At 59.5% G+C, this 14,985-nt stretch carries 17 protein-coding genes and 1 riboswitch; of the genes, 7 read left to right on the plus strand and 10 right to left on the minus strand.

The features are described 5' to 3' along the window. Positions 1-23: 23 nt before the first annotated feature. Both xsc and pdxR read right to left on the minus strand, forming a co-directional pair. Complete coding sequence (xsc, locus tag TRL7639_RS01255; RefSeq protein ID WP_085794000.1) at positions 24-1,796, minus strand: sulfoacetaldehyde acetyltransferase; 1,773 nt, start codon at positions 1,794-1,796, stop codon at positions 24-26. Positions 1,797-1,924: 128 nt separating this feature from the next. Next, positions 1,925-3,388: a MocR-like pyridoxine biosynthesis transcription factor PdxR gene (gene pdxR, locus TRL7639_RS01260; protein ID WP_085794001.1), complete on the minus strand. Its 1,464-nt coding sequence runs from the start codon at positions 3,386-3,388 to the stop codon at positions 1,925-1,927. Positions 3,389-3,643: 255 nt separating this feature from the next. On the opposite strand from pdxR, the gene TRL7639_RS01265 reads away from it, so the two are divergent. Next, positions 3,644-3,952 carry an ArsR/SmtB family transcription factor gene (locus TRL7639_RS01265; RefSeq protein ID WP_085794002.1) on the plus strand — a complete coding sequence of 103 codons (309 nt, stop codon included), beginning with the start codon at positions 3,644-3,646 and terminating at the stop codon, positions 3,950-3,952. Further along, complete coding sequence (locus tag TRL7639_RS01270; protein ID WP_085794003.1) at positions 3,945-4,973, plus strand: permease; 1,029 nt, start codon at positions 3,945-3,947, stop codon at positions 4,971-4,973. The genes TRL7639_RS01265 and TRL7639_RS01270 overlap by 8 nt, the downstream gene beginning before the upstream one ends. A gap of 49 nt (positions 4,974-5,022) precedes the next feature. On the opposite strand, the gene TRL7639_RS01275 is transcribed toward TRL7639_RS01270, so the two are convergent. Further along, the gene (locus tag TRL7639_RS01275; protein ID WP_085794004.1) at positions 5,023-5,406 is read right to left on the minus strand and encodes a hypothetical protein; all 384 of its coding nucleotides are present in this window, start codon (positions 5,404-5,406) and stop codon (positions 5,023-5,025) included. 128 nt (positions 5,407-5,534) lie between these two features. Here TRL7639_RS01275 and TRL7639_RS01280 point away from each other — a divergent pair, with 128 nt between their 5' ends. Further along, positions 5,535-6,041, plus strand: coding sequence for a hypothetical protein (locus TRL7639_RS01280; RefSeq protein ID WP_085794005.1), 507 nt, complete (start codon positions 5,535-5,537; stop codon positions 6,039-6,041). 121 nt (positions 6,042-6,162) lie between these two features. Beyond that, positions 6,163-6,663, plus strand: a complete 501-nt coding sequence (locus TRL7639_RS01285) for a hypothetical protein (protein WP_085796202.1) — start codon at positions 6,163-6,165, stop codon at positions 6,661-6,663. A gap of 36 nt (positions 6,664-6,699) precedes the next feature. Here TRL7639_RS01285 and TRL7639_RS01290 read toward each other — a convergent pair whose 3' ends face one another. Then, positions 6,700-7,329: a ribonuclease T2 family protein gene (locus TRL7639_RS01290; RefSeq protein ID WP_085794006.1), complete on the minus strand. Its 630-nt coding sequence runs from the start codon at positions 7,327-7,329 to the stop codon at positions 6,700-6,702. A gap of 128 nt (positions 7,330-7,457) precedes the next feature. Here TRL7639_RS01290 and TRL7639_RS01295 point away from each other — a divergent pair, with 128 nt between their 5' ends. Then, positions 7,458-8,231, plus strand: a complete 774-nt coding sequence (locus tag TRL7639_RS01295; protein WP_085794007.1) for a DUF1013 domain-containing protein — start codon at positions 7,458-7,460, stop codon at positions 8,229-8,231. Between the two features lie 88 nt (positions 8,232-8,319). Here TRL7639_RS01295 and TRL7639_RS01300 read toward each other — a convergent pair whose 3' ends face one another. Further along, positions 8,320-8,766, minus strand: a complete 447-nt coding sequence (locus TRL7639_RS01300) for a GNAT family N-acetyltransferase (RefSeq protein WP_085796203.1) — start codon at positions 8,764-8,766, stop codon at positions 8,320-8,322. Positions 8,767-8,894: 128 nt separating this feature from the next. Here TRL7639_RS01300 and TRL7639_RS01305 point away from each other — a divergent pair, with 128 nt between their 5' ends. After that, the gene (locus tag TRL7639_RS01305) at positions 8,895-9,740 is read left to right on the plus strand and encodes a DMT family transporter (RefSeq protein ID WP_085794008.1); all 846 of its coding nucleotides are present in this window, start codon (positions 8,895-8,897) and stop codon (positions 9,738-9,740) included. On the opposite strand, the gene recR is transcribed toward TRL7639_RS01305, so the two are convergent. The 3 genes from recR to TRL7639_RS01320 all read right to left on the minus strand — a co-directional run bounded on the left by recR (position 9,737) and on the right by TRL7639_RS01320 (position 12,822). Continuing rightward, positions 9,737-10,327 carry a recombination mediator RecR gene (recR, locus tag TRL7639_RS01310; RefSeq protein WP_085796204.1) on the minus strand — a complete coding sequence of 197 codons (591 nt, stop codon included), beginning with the start codon at positions 10,325-10,327 and terminating at the stop codon, positions 9,737-9,739. The genes TRL7639_RS01305 and recR overlap by 4 nt on opposite strands. An 87-nt stretch (positions 10,328-10,414) precedes the next feature. Then, entirely contained in the window at positions 10,415-10,759 is a 345-nt protein-coding gene (locus TRL7639_RS01315) for a YbaB/EbfC family nucleoid-associated protein (protein WP_085794009.1), read from the minus strand. A 260-nt stretch (positions 10,760-11,019) separates the two neighbouring features. Continuing rightward, positions 11,020-12,822, minus strand: coding sequence for a DNA polymerase III subunit gamma/tau (locus TRL7639_RS01320; RefSeq protein WP_268875828.1), 1,803 nt, complete (start codon positions 12,820-12,822; stop codon positions 11,020-11,022). Between the two features lie 119 nt (positions 12,823-12,941). Between TRL7639_RS01320 and TRL7639_RS01325 the strand changes: the two genes are divergently transcribed. After that, positions 12,942-13,445: a protein-tyrosine phosphatase family protein gene (locus TRL7639_RS01325; RefSeq protein WP_085794011.1), complete on the plus strand. Its 504-nt coding sequence runs from the start codon at positions 12,942-12,944 to the stop codon at positions 13,443-13,445. A gap of 249 nt (positions 13,446-13,694) precedes the next feature. Here the strand turns inward: TRL7639_RS01325 and TRL7639_RS01330 are convergent, their stop codons facing one another. Both TRL7639_RS01330 and TRL7639_RS01335 read right to left on the minus strand, forming a co-directional pair. Next, a complete protein-coding gene (locus TRL7639_RS01330) occupies positions 13,695-14,093 on the minus strand; it encodes a hypothetical protein (RefSeq protein WP_085794012.1) in 399 nt (132 codons plus the stop codon). Positions 14,094-14,181: 88 nt separating this feature from the next. Further along, positions 14,182-14,391: riboswitch (cobalamin riboswitch) on the minus strand. Positions 14,392-14,408: 17 nt separating this feature from the next. Next, positions 14,409-14,972 carry a TetR/AcrR family transcriptional regulator gene (locus TRL7639_RS01335; RefSeq protein ID WP_085794013.1) on the minus strand — a complete coding sequence of 188 codons (564 nt, stop codon included), beginning with the start codon at positions 14,970-14,972 and terminating at the stop codon, positions 14,409-14,411. Positions 14,973-14,985: the final 13 nt, after the last annotated feature.

A 14,985-nucleotide genomic window follows, 5' to 3' on the forward strand; every position in this document is an offset into this window, starting at 1 on the left:
TCCCGGCTCCTGTTCTTCTTTTCTTAGACCTGCTGGTCGGCCATGTCTGCGGCGTCGATGCCTGCCACGCGGACCGGCTTCTTCATCGCGTCACGACGGAACGGGTCACCCAGTTCCTGGTTGATCATGGCTTCGATCAGGGTAGTGATGCCGTTCTTCTGATCTTCGATCGCCTGGTTCAGGGCGGCGGTCAGCTCGTCCTGAGTGCGCGCCTGAACACCTTTCAGACCACAGGCCTGAGCGATGCCAGCGTAGGAGACCTGCTGATCCAGCTCGGTGCCGACGAAGTTGTCGTCGAACCACAGGGTCGAGTTACGCTTTTCAGCGCCCCACTGGTAGTTGCGGAAAACGATCTGGGTCACGGCGGGCCATTCTTCGCGGCCAATCGCGGTCAGTTCGTTCACGGCGATACCAAATGCGCCGTCGCCCGAGAAACCAACAACCGGAACGTCCGGGCAGCCGATTTTCGCGCCGATGACAGCGGGCAGACCGTAACCACAAGGGCCAAACAGGCCAGGTGCCAGGTACTTGCGGCCTTCTTCAAACGACGGGTAGGCGTTGCCGATGGCGCAGTTGTTGCCGATGTCCGACGAGATGATCGCTTCGGTCGGCAGAGCCTGCTGGATTGCGCGCCATGCCATGCGAGGCGACATCCAGTCCGGCTTGGCCGCACGTGCACGCTCGTTCCAGGTGGTGCCCGGATCGTCGTTCTCGTGGGTCAGCGAGCTCAGTTCCTGTGCCCATGCCGATTTGGTGGTGGCGATCAGGTTCTTACGGTCTTCGCGACCTTCGTCACCTGCGCTGTCACCCAGACGGGCCAGCAGACCTTCGGCCACCTTCTTGGCGTCGCCCACGATGCCGACGGTGACGTCTTTGGTCAGGCCGATACGGTCAGGGTTCAGGTCAACCTGGATGATCTTCGCGTCGGTCGGCCAGTAGTCGATGCCGTAGCCGGGCAGGGTCGAGAACGGGTTCAGGCGGGTGCCCAGAGCCAGGACAACGTCTGCTTTCGAGATCAGTTCCATACCTGCTTTGGAGCCGTTGTAGCCCAGAGGACCGGCAAACAGCGGGTGCGAGCCGGGGAAGGCGTCGTTGTGCTGGTAGCCAACGCAGACCGGTGCGGTCAGACGCTCAGCCAGTTCGGCCGATGCGGGGATCGCGTCTGCCAGAACAACGCCAGCGCCGTTCAGGATGACCGGGAATTTGGCGTCCGACAGGATGGCTGCCGCTTCGTCCAGAGCCGAGTCGCCGCCGGCGTTGGCTGCGAATTCGACGATCTTGGGCAGTTCGATGTCGACAACCTGGGTCCACATGTCGCGCGGGATGTTCATCTGGGCCGGAGCCGAGGCGCGCTTGGCTTGCAGGATGACGCGGTTCAGAACTTCGGCAACGCGGCTCGGGTCACGCAGTTCTTCCTGGTAGGCAACGCAGTCCGCGAACATGCGCATCTGTTCCATTTCCTGGAAGCCGCCCTGACCGATGGTCTTGTTTGCCGCCTGCGGGGTGATCAGCAGTACCGGGGTGTGGTTCCAGTAAGCGGTTTTGACAGCAGTCACGAAGTTGGTGATGCCGGGGCCGTTTTGCGCGATCATCATCGACATTTTGCCGGTGGCGCGGGTGTAACCGTCTGCCATCATGCCGCCCGAACCCTCGTGGGCGCAGTCCCAGAAGGTGATGCCCGCCGCGGGGAAGATGTCCGAGATCGGCATCATTGCCGAACCGATGATGCCAAACGCGTGCTGGATGCCGTGCATCTGCAGCGTTTTGACGAATGCTTCTTCTGTGGTCATTTTCATGAGAGTGCACTCCAAGAAATAGATTATTGTTGACCGGCACGACTGTACCGGCGGTTTGAGACTGGTTTAGGCGTAAGCGGACGTTACGGGTTAGGGCCAAAAATCTGAACCGCTTAGGTCCAGATGGGTCACTCGGCGCGGTTAATGGACCGTGCCAGAATCTCGATTCCGGGTTCGATCCGATTGACCGGAATAGAGGAATAACCCAGCCGGAAATAGTTCTTGGGTTTTTCTGGGCCTGAAAAGAACGGTTCGCCCGGTTCGATATGCACGCTTTGAGCGCGCAGTTTTTCTGCCAGAATCGTTGTATCCACGGTTTTTGGTGCTCGCATCCACAAGGAAGAGCCGCCATATGCACCCCGCCCGGCGATGGTCAGGCCATGGTCAGAAATGGCCGATTCTATGGCTTTGCGTCGGTCTAACAGAGCAGCCGATACTCTGCGGATCTGAGCGTCGTAGTGGCCCAGAGACAGGAAATAGGCTGCCGTGCGCTGGATATGTCCAGGCGGGTGCCGTAGGACCAGAGACCTGAGTGCGCGCGCCTCTCGAATGAAGGCCTCGGACCCCACCATGTAGCCTAGCCTTAGACCCGGAAACAGGGATTTGGAGAAGCTGCCGACATAGATCACCCGCCCATCCCGATCCAGAGACTTCAGTGCAGGTGAGGGCGCGGCCAGAAAGGCCATCTCGAATTCATAGTCGTCCTCGACGATCATGGCGTCGATCTCTCGGGCGCGCTGTAGCAGGTCATGACGACGGTTCAGCGGCATGGTGGCCGTGGTCGGGCTCTGGTGGCTTGGGGTGGTAAAGATCACGTCTGTATCATGCGGAATCGCATCGGGTGGCAGACCGTCCACATCTACGCGCAGAGGTGCAACCTGACAGCGTGCCTGCAAAAGCAATTCGCGCAGAGCATAATAACAGGGGTCTTCGATGGCGGCTTTGCGGCGACGGTTTAGAAGAACCCGAGCAGCCAGCCACAGGGCGTTTTGCGCGCCAAGCGTGATCAGGATCTCTTCGGGTTTGGCGGTGATGCCGCGTCGGGGCAGGGTGTGGCGCGCGATGAACTCGATCAGCAGCGGGTCGTCCTGATCGACGTAATCAGCCGTAAGGGATGCAAAGTCTTTTTGCCCCAACGCTCGAACCGCGCAAAGGCGCCAGTTTGCGTGATCAAAAAGGGTTGGGTCAGCCTGTCCGTAGATGAATGGAAAGCGATAGTCGCGCCAATTGCTAGGCTTGTGCAAAGTGTCCCCACCGGTGAACCGGCGGGCAATTGCCCGATTCCAATCCACGGTCTCTTCGGTGCGCTGTAGCGGTGTGTAACTTGGGGGCACCGGGGCGTTGTCCGAGACATAGTATCCTGACCGCCCCCGAGAGGTCAGATAGTCATTTGCCAAAAGCTCGGTATAGGCCAGCGTTACAGTAATTCTGCTGATCCCAAGATGAGAGGCCAGCTTGCGCGACGAGGGGAGTTTTTCACCGACGTGGAAGCGACCCGACAAGATGCCTTCGGCAATCATTTGTTGGATCTGCGCCTGCAGCGTGCCCTGTGCGTCGGGTTTGAGAAAGAAGGTGTCGACCGAGATGCCCATGGCGGCACCATAGTGTGGCCTTAAGTGGTGCGCAATCTGGACTTACGCCCAAGGCCAATTTTCAATTTGCGCTAAGTCGATGGTCCCGACTATCGATACGAATTGGCTCAATTTTTTACAGGGCAGTGGGCAAACGTCAAGCATTACATCAGCTTGGCTTGAAGCAAACTCATCGCGAAGCTGTTGAATTTACGGGTTGCGCATTCCTAATGAACCAAATAACTAGAAATCTAGTTTAATGGTGGAGTTCAAAAAATGTGGGAATCAGTTGCCGCAGGATTCTCGGCGATGGGATCTGAATCTCGACTGAAGGTTCTCAAGGTTCTGGTGCGTGCAGGCGAATCAGGGCTGACCGTTGGTGAAATCCAGGAACGGACGGGAATTGCGCCGTCGACTCTGGCGCATCATCTCAAATTCCTCGCCGGGGGTGGCGTGGTGGTCCAGGAAAAGGCGGGCCGCACCACCATTAACCGGGCGGATTTCGATCAATTGCGCGTTCTTGCAGACTTCATTCTTGGTGAATGCTGCGCCGACGCGCCCCAAAAGGCAGCGAACGATGGCTGAACTTACTCAAAACCCTGGGCGCAGCGCGTCCTTGCTCAAGATGTTGAAAACCCCTTGGGCGGTGATTGTTGTCGCGTTGTTGGGCGTCGCCGTACTTGACCCCGACAACCTGCGGGGCGTGGTGGAATTTGCTGTCAAAGCCTTGGCGCACACCGGACAGTACATCCTGTTTGCCGTTTTGCTGCTTGCTTACCTCAAGGCCACCGGGGCCGAAGTCATGGTGGCGCGGGCCTTTGTTGGGCGTGAGACGCGGATGATCTTTCTGGCGGCGATGTTCGGCGGTCTTGCGCCCTTCTGCTCATGCGAAGTGATTCCATTCATCGCTGGCCTTCTGGCCTTGGGCGCACCGTTGTCGGCTGTCATGGCCTTCTGGCTCAGCTCTCCGCTTATCGACCCACCGACCCTGCTGATCACTGCGGGGGCACTAGGTTGGCCTTTTGCCATCGGCAAGGCTGTGGCTGCGGTTGCCTTGGGGTTGTTTGGTGGCTTTGTCATCAAGGGGCTGATGTCGCGCGGTGCCTTTGCACAGCCTTTGCGTCAGTACAAACCCTCGGGTTGCTGCGGCAGTGGACCGAAGGAGGAAGAAAAACCTGTCTGGAAATTCTGGACAGAGCCTGCACGTCGTACCGTGTTCAAATCCGAGTTTGCCTCGAACGCGGTCTTCCTCTTCAAGTGGTTGGCGATGGCTTATGTGCTCGAAGCGCTACTGGTCTTTTACGTGCCTGCTGATCTGATCGCACAGCTTGTGGGCGGCGAAGGGGTCGTGCCGATCGCAACGGCTGCTTTGGTGGGAATGCCTGCCTACCTCAACTCCTACGTCGCGCCGCCGCTATTGGCCGGATTGATGGAGCAAGGGATGAGCGCTGGTGCTGCGATGGCCTTTATGGTGGCAGGTGCCGTCAGCTCGATCCCCGCGATGGCAGCGGTCTGGTCGCTGGTGAAGCCACGGGTCTTTGCGATGTACCTGGGTCTGGGGATCAGCGGCGCGATCATGGCCGGGATCCTGTTTCAGATGATCTGAAGCGGCCGAGTAAACAAAATCATGGCCGGGCGCTCATGCCCGGCCTTTTTCATTGGCAATGGCGTGGCAGCTTGATCCGATACCGGGCTTCGCCGCTTTGGACATAGACCCGTTTTTCGATGCAGGCGGTATCTCCAACTGTACTGGCAACTGGCCCTTCGGTTGACGTGACCGATGTTGCTGTTCCGTCCGGTAGGCGCACCGAGGCAATCACGCCGCTGCGCAGGTCGCCGTTGATCGCGGTTGCAGACAGTACGGGCACGGTCATGAATGCCTCGTGTTCATGCGTGTCATCGTCGGCCGTCAGAAGCAGGCCAGCCAGAATACCGACAAGGGCAAGCACACCCAGAATGGCAATCCCTTTGGTCTGAAGGAAAGCGTAAACCGAAACGGCCCGGTGCGGGCCCAGGATCTTGGATAGAATATTCAACATGCCGCTTGGTACGCAGAGCCGAAGGCCATCGCAAGAGGGCAGGGGATAAGGCTTGGCCTTGGGGGTGTTTTCTGTACACAGTAAGGTCAGAACAACACATTGACCCAACAGGATTTTGGAGAGAGATCATGAGGACACTGACCGCCCTCGGCCTTGCGGCCGCAATGACCTTTGGCGGCGGACTGGCATCCGCGCAAGAGCTGATCGACAAGGGGATGGTTCATGGATGGAACCTGATGGTCGATCCGCAATTTGGTGACGGTTGCCTGATTCAGACCGTGTATCAGGATTTGTCGGTGGTTCGGATGGGCTATGACATGATCGGAGGTCGCGGGTATCTGACAATCTTCAATCAGGCTTGGGGCGATATCGAGAACGGCAAAGAATACCCCGTCACTTTTGACATGGATGGCGAGAAATTCGACGCTCTTGCCACTGGCATCAAGGACGGCAAGGTTTCGGCTGCGATCCTGTTTTTCGAAGACCGCAATTTTGTGAATGCGATTGCCAAGCGCAAGGTCATGACCGTCTATGGCCAAAATGGGCAAGAGGTGATGGCGATTGATCTGAAAGGCACGGCCAAGGCGCTGGACTATGCACGACAGTGCCAAAACGAGATGACCGGCGGCGGCTGACTCCGGATCGTTCGTTTCAAAGTCTCACAGGGGCTTGAGTTCAATGACATGTCGTTGTGCTTGGACGGTCGCTGTGGTCAGCCATAGGTAACACGAGTTGTCGAACAAAGGACTGATCACCATGACCGACCAAAACACCACACGTCTTGTGGGCGCGATGCCCGGTTTGAGCGTGCAGACCCTGGGCCTGATGTTTATCTCGGGCTTTTTTGCGTCCAACGCCTTTGATCTGTGGGGGCAGCTGATCAGCCCGGCCTTGGGCTTTGCCAATCTGTCACCACACGGGCTGGCGCGTAGCCTGCTGCAGACCCTGGGTCTGCCAAGCGGAGAGTTCGCAGGCTATTTCGTTCACTTCTATCTCGTGGGTCTCGTGGGTTATCCGATCGGTTGGATGTTTATCTTTGCCCCGGTCTGGCAACGCGTGGTGGGTGGGACTCACTGGTTTCTGCCGTCTGCCATCTACGGCTTTGGCCTGTGGGTTTTCGCCATCGGAGGAATCACCGTCGTGGCAGGGCTGCCGTTCTTCCTGAACTTCACCGGGATCACATGGGTCGCATTGGTTGGGCACGTCCTCTATGGGATCGTAATGGTCGCTGTATTAAGCCTGATTGAGAAGAAGTAAGAGCTTGGTCAGCCGCGCACCGGCGCGGCTGATCCCCTAGCGGATGGGATCGAACACCGCGCCCTCAAGCCTGCAATCCCGGATCACATCGCGACCGCAGGGAACAGGGCTCAGATCCTTGGATAAACACACCCGTGCCTCTTCGATATAGCCATCGCGACAGGTGATCGTCAGCATGTCCGCCTTCAGATAGGGGTTGGCTTTCAGAAACGCCTCTTCCACGACGGACGCAGGCAGTTTCACGCTGCGGTCCAGTTTGCGGAACACGGCGGGGCGGTTGATCTGGCCATAAGCCTTTCGGGACAGGGCAAAATAATCTGCCGCACTCAAACCCGAACAGGTGCCGTGTTTCTTCCATTGATGCCAGGCCAGACCGGCACTGCCTTGGATATCCTCCATCTCGCGGGTCATGCGGCGTGACGGGGCAGAATGTGGCGTGCGGCAATAGGCGGGCCAGCCCTGATGAAACTGCGGCCACAGCCCGTGCAGGATCCAGCCATAGTCATGGCGGGTGTCACATTGTTCCGAGTCCCGGGCATCGCCCGTGGTGGCGCACCAATTGGGCGACCAGCTGAGCGACAGAACATAGTAGTCGAACTCTCCTGCCTTTTCCCCATCTGCCAGAACCGGCAAGGTCGACAGCACCCAAAACATCAACCAACGCATTCACTCTTCCCTTATTGCCTTTGCGGGACTATATACGCCCCAAGTTCCCCGACAACGGTAACCTGCCTTGGATCGCCAAGGCGCCTGTTTCAGGCGGCGGGGAAGATGTGTTTAAAGGAGACGTTCACATGGCAAAACCGTTGATGGCCAAGGCGACCGCCGTGTGGCTGGTCGACAATACCACGATCAGCTTCAAGCAGATTGCGGATTTCGTTGGTATGCACGAACTTGAGGTTCAGGGCATCGCAGACGGCGATGTGGCCGCCGGCGTGAAAGGGTTCGATCCGATCGCCAACAACCAGCTGACCCAGGAAGAGATCGACGCGGCGCAAGACAGCCCGCTGCACAAGCTGCGGCTCAAGTTCAACCCGGCCGCTTCGGGCGAAGAAAAGCGCCGTGGCCCGCGTTACACCCCGCTGTCCAAGCGTCAGGACCGCCCGGCCTCGATCCTGTGGCTGGTCAAATTCCACCCCGAGCTGAGCGACGGCCAGATCTCGAAACTGGTGGGCACCACCAAGCCGACGATCCAGGCGATCCGCGAGCGCACCCATTGGAACATCGCCAACATCCAACCCATCGATCCGGTTGCGCTGGGCCTGTGCAAACAGTCCGAGCTGGACCAGGCCGTGCAGAAAGCCGCCGCCAAGAAAGCTGCCGAAGGTGGCGTAATGAGCGACGACGAACGCCGCAAGCTGGTGTCGACTGAGCAGTCACTGGAAATGGAAGCTGAACCCAAGATCCCGACCGCGATCGAAGGTCTGGAAACCTTTACCCTTGGAAGCAGCGACGACGAAGAGAAGACCGACAGCGACGCAATCGTGGACGCCGACAGCTTCTTCAACCTGCCTGCAGGTGGCGACGACGACGAGGATGAAGACACCTCGCACGATCCGCGCTACTGATCTGCGCAACAGTGGAAATTCAATCAACCCCGGCCTTGTGGCTGGGGTTTTTTGTTGCCCGTCAAACCGTAGGCCGCAGATGCCGTGCTCAACGCCGCTTTTGAAAGCCCGTTTTGGTTCGTGCGAAGCCGGCGTTTTCGTAGAACGCCAGCGTGGCTGGTTCCCTTGAGCCGGTCATCAGCATGACTTTGTAGCAGCCGCAGGACCACGCGTGCTCGGTTGCCGCATTCAACATCAAGGTACCGTATCCGCGTCCTTGGTGATCTGCGTGTGTCACCACGTTTTCGACCAAGGCATATGGTGCTCCGCGTCGCGTCAGATTGGGAATGATCACCAAGGTGCAAGATGAAACCAGCATCTGCCCGACCTCACCCAGCAAGATGGTGCTGCCGTCAAATTGCAGCAACTTGCGAAAGATGTGTTGGGCGGTGGACTGATCCAACGGATGATTGTTCTGACTCAGGTGCAAATATAGCTGCATCAAGTGATCCAAGTCTGTTGAAATCGCTTCGCGAATGGTCAATGCGCTGCTCATGACCAAGGGATATGCCAATCCAGAGTGCTCGGGCAACCACACCGCGGATCTGTGACAGAGATCTGTCCTGACACACAGCTGTCAGGGGCCTTGGTTTAAGCCAGACCTTCCACGTGGCGGAGGTTGGAATGGCGCAAGAACTGGCAATGCAGCGCAGCACCGGGGTGATGTTGGTGGTGGTGTCGGCAGTCGTGTTCAGTGCGGCGGGGATCTTTACCAAGGGTGTGTCCGCCGGTGCGTGGGAGATCGTGTTCTGGCGCGGGCTGGCGGCGGCGGGGTTCACCCTGACATATCTGGCCATGCGGGGAAGTTTGGCGGCCGAGGCTCGAGTGTTCCGCGGCCCATCGGTTGCGGTTGCCGTTTTGGGTGCGGCTGGAACGGCAGCGTTCATTCCGGCCTTCAAGCTAAGCTCGGTCGCCAATGTATCGATGATCTATGCGGCGTCGCCGTTTTTGGCAGCCGCCTTGGCATGGGTTTTCATACGCGAACGCCCCGGCCTGCGCACTTTGATGGCCAGTGCGATGGCCTGTGGTGGCGTGGCGGTGATCTTTTGGGGCTCGGGTGTGAGTGGATACCTGACAGGCGATCTCTTGGCCTTGTGGATGACGCTGATGATGGCAGGGATGATGGTGATTTATCGAATTTGGCCCGAGACGCCAGCGGGGTTCCCGGCGGCGATGTCGTCGCTGTTTTTGGTGCCCTTAGGTGCGACTTTTGGGAATCCTCTATCAGTCTCGATGCACGAGATCGCGGTCATCCTGCTCTTTGGTCTGTTCTTTGCCGTTGCCTCGGTCACCCTGGCCGAAGGGGCGCGGCGGCTGCCGCCCGCCCAAACGGCTTTGTTGTCGACGCTCGAGATGCCATTGGCTCCTTTGTTGGCCTGGGTGATCCTGGCCGAGGTTCCCGCAGGCCAGACAGCAATCGGTGGGGTCGTTGTGTGCCTGGCTGTGCTCTGGTCGCAACGCGAAAGTTAGAGTTCTTTGCGGGCCTGCATCGCCGCGGTGATTGTCCCATCGTCGAGGTAATCCAACTCGCCGCCAATGGGCACGCCCTGCGCCAGCGAGGTCAGGCGCACGCGCCCTTCAAGCTGATCAGCGATGTAATGAGCCGTTGTCTGGCCGTCGATCGTGGCGTTCAGCGCCAGGATCACCTCGGTGATGTTTTCACCGGTGACCCGGTCCACAAGGCGGGGAATGCGAAGCTCTTCTGGGCCAATGGCGTCGAGGGCAGAAAGAGTGCCGCCAAGCACGTGATACCGTCCGCGAAAAACCCCCGAACGTTCCATGGCCCACAGATCGGCCACATCCTCGACGACGCAAAGCTCTCCGGTGGCGCGTTTCTCGGATGCGCAGATCTCGCAGATGTCAGTGGTACCCACATTGCCGCAGTTCAGGCATTCGCGTGCCGTGGCTGCAACGGTCTGGATGGTGTCGGCAAGAGGCGTCAGTAACAGGGCGCGCTTGCGGATCAGGTGCAGCACCGCGCGCCGGGCGGAACGGGGGCCAAGCCCGGGGAGCTTGGCCATCAGTTCGATCAGATTGTCGATGTCGGAATTGCTCATATGCCCCGCCTCGAGACGATTGTTTCGGGTCATACTAGGGCTCTGAGCGCATCAGGTCGAGGGCACAGGGCCCCCGCGAAGCCAGCTTTAGAACGGCAGCTTGATGTCCTTGGGCAGGCCCATGCTTTCGGTCAGCTTGGTCATCTCTTCCTGCGCCTTGTCGGCAGCTTTGGTCTGCGCGTCCTTGATGGCGGCCAGGATCAGGTCTTCGACAACTTCTTTGTCGTCGCCATTAAAGATCGACGGGTCGATGTCCAGCCCTTTGAGCTCACCCTTGGCCGAAGCGGTCGCCTTGACCAGGCCGGCGCCGGATTCACCCACAACCATGACGTTGTGCAGCTCTTCCTGCATGTCGGTCATCTTGGTCTGCAACTCTTGGGCAGACTTCATCATCTTGGCCATGTCGCCCAGGCCACCAAGTCCTTTGAGCATCTCGTGTCTCCTAGCAAATGCGTTGAGGCGTAGATACGGGCGGTCCCCTTTGTGTGCAAGTGTTGCGGAGAGGGGAAAAGGAGAGGCTCCCGTCAGTCGTCTATGTCTTTTGCAAGACATCTCCTCCTGTTGGGCCGGGCCGCGCGTGGGCTTTGCCCACGCGCGGCCCGGCCCAAAGGGTGACCCCACTTCTGGCAAAGCCAGAAGTGGGGTCACTCACGGGAGCACTTCGAGTAAGGGCGGCTTGAACAGAACCAAGGTTACTCGTCGTCGAATGGGTCCCATTCATCTTCGACCTCGGGGAGCGCTTCTGTCTCAACCTGTGCGGCGCGTTCTTCGGGTGTTTGGATATGCGTGATCTTGGCCTTTGGGAATTCAGCCAGAACAGCTTGGACCAGCGGATGGGCCTCGGCTTCGGATCGCAGGGCGTTTGCAGCCGCGTCTTTCAATTCTGCAATCGTCGGCGCATCGCCGTCCGAGACGACGGAAACGGCCCAACGGTTGCCGGTCCAGGATTGCAGTCGGCTGCCCAGGCGCGCGGCCAGATCACGAGGAGCGGAGTCCGAGGGCGTGAATTCGATCCGTCCCGGTTGATAGGCGACCAGGCGTACTCCGCCTTCGACATCGACCAGCAGTTTCACGTCGCGTCGGGTGCGGATCAGTTCGACCACATGTTCGAATGTGGGATAGCGGGCCAGGGCCGTGGCCGTGTCCTGTGCTAAGGCGGTCACCGGCGCGCCGCCGCCGCTCCGCGGGGCCGCTTGGGCATAGGCCGTTGTGCCTCCGACAGGTGCGCCGTTGCCCGGCGCGGGCATTCCACCACTTGGGTTCGGTGGGGGTGTAGGCGGGGTATCCTGCAGTTTGCGGATCAACTCTTCGGGGCTGGGCAAGTCGGAAACATGGGTCAGGCGGATCACAGCCATTTCGGCAGCCATCATGGCATTTGGCGCGGCGGCGACCTCTTCCAGCGCTTTGAGCAGCATCTGCCACATTCGGGTCAGCACGCGCATCGGCAACGCCTCGGCCATCTGTGCGCCGCGAGTGCGCTCGTCGGGAGAGATGGTGGGGTCTTCGGCGGCGTCTGGTGTGATTTTCACCACCGAAACCCAATGCGTGATTTCGGCCAGATCGCGCAGGACCGCCAGCGGGTCGGCGCCTTCGGCATATTGCGCGCTGAGCTCAGTCAGAGCTCCGGCGGCATCACCCCGCAGGATCATGTCCATAAGGTCCAGAACCCGGCCCCGATCGGCGAGGCCCAGCATGGCGCGGACCTGATCGGCGGTGGTTTCGCCCGCACCGTGGCTGATGGCCTGATCCAGCAGCGAAGTTGCATCCCGTGCCGAACCCTCAGCCGCGCGGGTGATCAGGGCAAGCGCGTCATCGGTGATCTCTGCACTCTCAGACACAGCGATCTTGCGCATGAGCGCGATCATGTCCTCGGGCTCGATCCGGCGCAGGTCAAAACGTTGGCAGCGCGACAGTACCGTCACCGGCACCTTGCGGATCTCGGTGGTGGCAAAGATGAACTTCACATGCGCGGGCGGCTCTTCGAGCGTTTTCAGCAGCGCGTTGAAGGCGCTTGTCGACAGCATGTGAACTTCGTCGATGATGTAGATCTTGTAGCGGGCCGAGGCGGCGCGATAGCGGACCGAGTCGATGATTTCACGAATGTCGCCCACGCCAGTGCGGCTGGCAGCGTCCATCTCCATGACGTCGACATGGCGGCCTTCCATGATGGCCACGCAGTGTTCGCACTGGCCGCAAGGCTCGGTTGTGGGTTGCCCTTGACCATCCGGCCCAATGCAGTTCATGCCCTTGGCGATGATCCGCGCGGTGGTGGTTTTGCCGGTGCCGCGAATGCCGGTCATGACAAACGCCTGCGCGATCCTGTCCGCCTCGAACGCGTTTTTCAGGGTCCGCACCATGGCGTCTTGTCCGACAAGATCGGCAAAGGTCTCGGGTCGGTATTTGCGGGCCAGAACCTGATAGGGGGTCGGGGCTGTGTCGGTCATTTCTGCTCTGCCGGATTCGTCATGAAGCCGTAGCGTAGTTGCCGCAGCCACCGGCGTCCACAGTTGCGACGCGCGAATTTCGTTTGGATTTGGCCGGGGGCGCTGTACAACTTTTGGAATTACATCAGTTGGCTGAATGTTTGAGCCTTTTGAATTCCTTGGGGGAAGTCATGTCGGAAATGGTGATTTATGCGTTGCAGGTCGGCGGCGGCACCCTGGCGATTTCCCCGTTGCCAGGACGGTATGGCGACTACGAAACAGATCTGGACCTGATTGCGTCCTGGGCGCCGGGGCTGGTGCTGTCCATGACCACCGAGGTCGAGATGTTACAGCATGGCGCCAGCATGTTTGGTGCGGACATCCAGGGGCGGGCTTGTCGCTGGGTGCACTTGCCGATCGAGGACTTCGGCGTTCCGGGTGAGGTGTTTCTGGAACAATGGTCAGATGTGAGCGCCTCGGCGCGGCAAGCCTTGTCCGGGGGCGGGCGTGTTCTGGTGCACTGCAAAGGAGGGTGTGGGCGCTCCGGCATGATTGCTCTGCGCCTTATGGTCGAATGCGGGGAGAACCCGCGTGAGGCGCAGAAACGTTTGCGGGCCGTACGCCCCTGTGCCGTCGAGACGGATGAGCAGATGCAATGGGCCTCGACCGGTCGCATTTTGCGTGTGCTTGACTAGGGTCCTGACCCTAAGCTTTGTTGTGGCCGTCATAGGGCCAGGGTACACTCGCGCCTGTGGCGTTTTCAGCTTCGCAGATGGCACTTGCGCCCAACCGGCCAAAACGCGCTGTATACGGTAATCTAGGTAGGCGGGTCGAACCAAGCGCAACCCGCCGAGCGAAGCGAGGCTCGGCCCAACGGGAGGCGGCGTTCCGTCAGGAACGCCAATGACGGGCGGGAGCACCCCGAGGCCGCCAATGTCCCTCCGTCAGAGAACGGCGTGGTGCACAGTTTGGGTCTCGATGTTGGTGGGCACCGCCTCGGCAAGGGCGCAGGGACGCTCGAATGTCCCGGCAGGCATAGGCCGCGGTTGTGGATCAAACAACGCGTCTGCAAATCGGTTCAAATCCTCTGTTTCTGCCTCGGGGGTCACACCGCAGAAGATGCGTATGCGATCATGGCTGGCAGTGAACCGGGCCGGACATTCCATCGGGCAATGCTTTAGGACGCTGTTTCCTTCGATCTCGAAATCGTCGGATGTCATGGGCTTTGACGCTACCATGGCTTGCGACAGCTTCTCGGCCATGCGTTGCACCGCAGGGCAGGTTTTGCCGGTGTGCTGACACACGGTCGCTGAAAACAGGTGAGTGTTGGTCTTCCAGATCATGTTGCGCCCTCCGCGCAGGGAAAGGGGAATGTGACCGGAAAAGGTGGCTTGGGTGCCATCGATTCGGCCCGGACGCCCCGCCCAGGTTCGAGTTTCAGTTTCGATGGCAGGTCTCCTGACTTGCGGGTCATCGCTTGGCCGACCTTCCCGACCTTGCGGTCAGTGGTGTTTCGGCGTCGCTCTCCGCTTACAGTTGCGGGGGCAGTCGCGGACTTGGCCTCAGATTGGGCCGCACCGTGTTCCCTTTTCATCCCGGTCGCGGATTCGCGGCGCGGGAACCATCATGAGATGGCTAGCGGTTGGATGGGGTTGGCGTCAATCGGTTTTGGTCGCAAACAGCCGATCGGGTAGTTTGCGCAACTCATCCGAGCTTTGTCGGGCACGCGCCAATTGCCAGCCGCCTTGTAAAAGAATGAACAGCGTGTCGGCGGTGTCGCGGGGATGCGCCTCACCCAGGCGTGCAGCGTGGTGGGTTACTTCGGTAATCCAGCCCTCGTAAAGGTGGTGCGCGTGCTGGCGAAAACCTGTGTTGTCTGGCCCTTCAAACAGTGTCGCTGAGATCGGGCAACCGTCCCACTGGCCTGAATTGTCAAAGAGCTTTGCTGCCTTATGGCACAAGGTTTGTGTACCAGAGGGAAAATCCTCTGCCGGTTCGAAAGAGGCTGCGATAAGGCGCAACATCTCGTCCGAGGCCCAGGTGGCCGCGGCCACGGCGAGATCGGATTTGCCGTTGGGAAAGTGATGATAGAGCGAGCCTTTGGGTGCGTCTGCTGCACTCAAAAGCTCTGACAATCCAACCCCATGATAGCCCCTACGCCGGAACAGGTCGGCAGCGGCGCGGATCAGGCGGTCTTTGGTTGGAAGCGGACGTTCGGTCATGTTCGCGTGATAT

Origin of the sequence: Falsiruegeria litorea R37, assembly GCF_900172225.1 — a bacterium.
GTDB classification, from domain to species: domain Bacteria; phylum Pseudomonadota; class Alphaproteobacteria; order Rhodobacterales; family Rhodobacteraceae; genus Falsiruegeria; species Falsiruegeria litorea.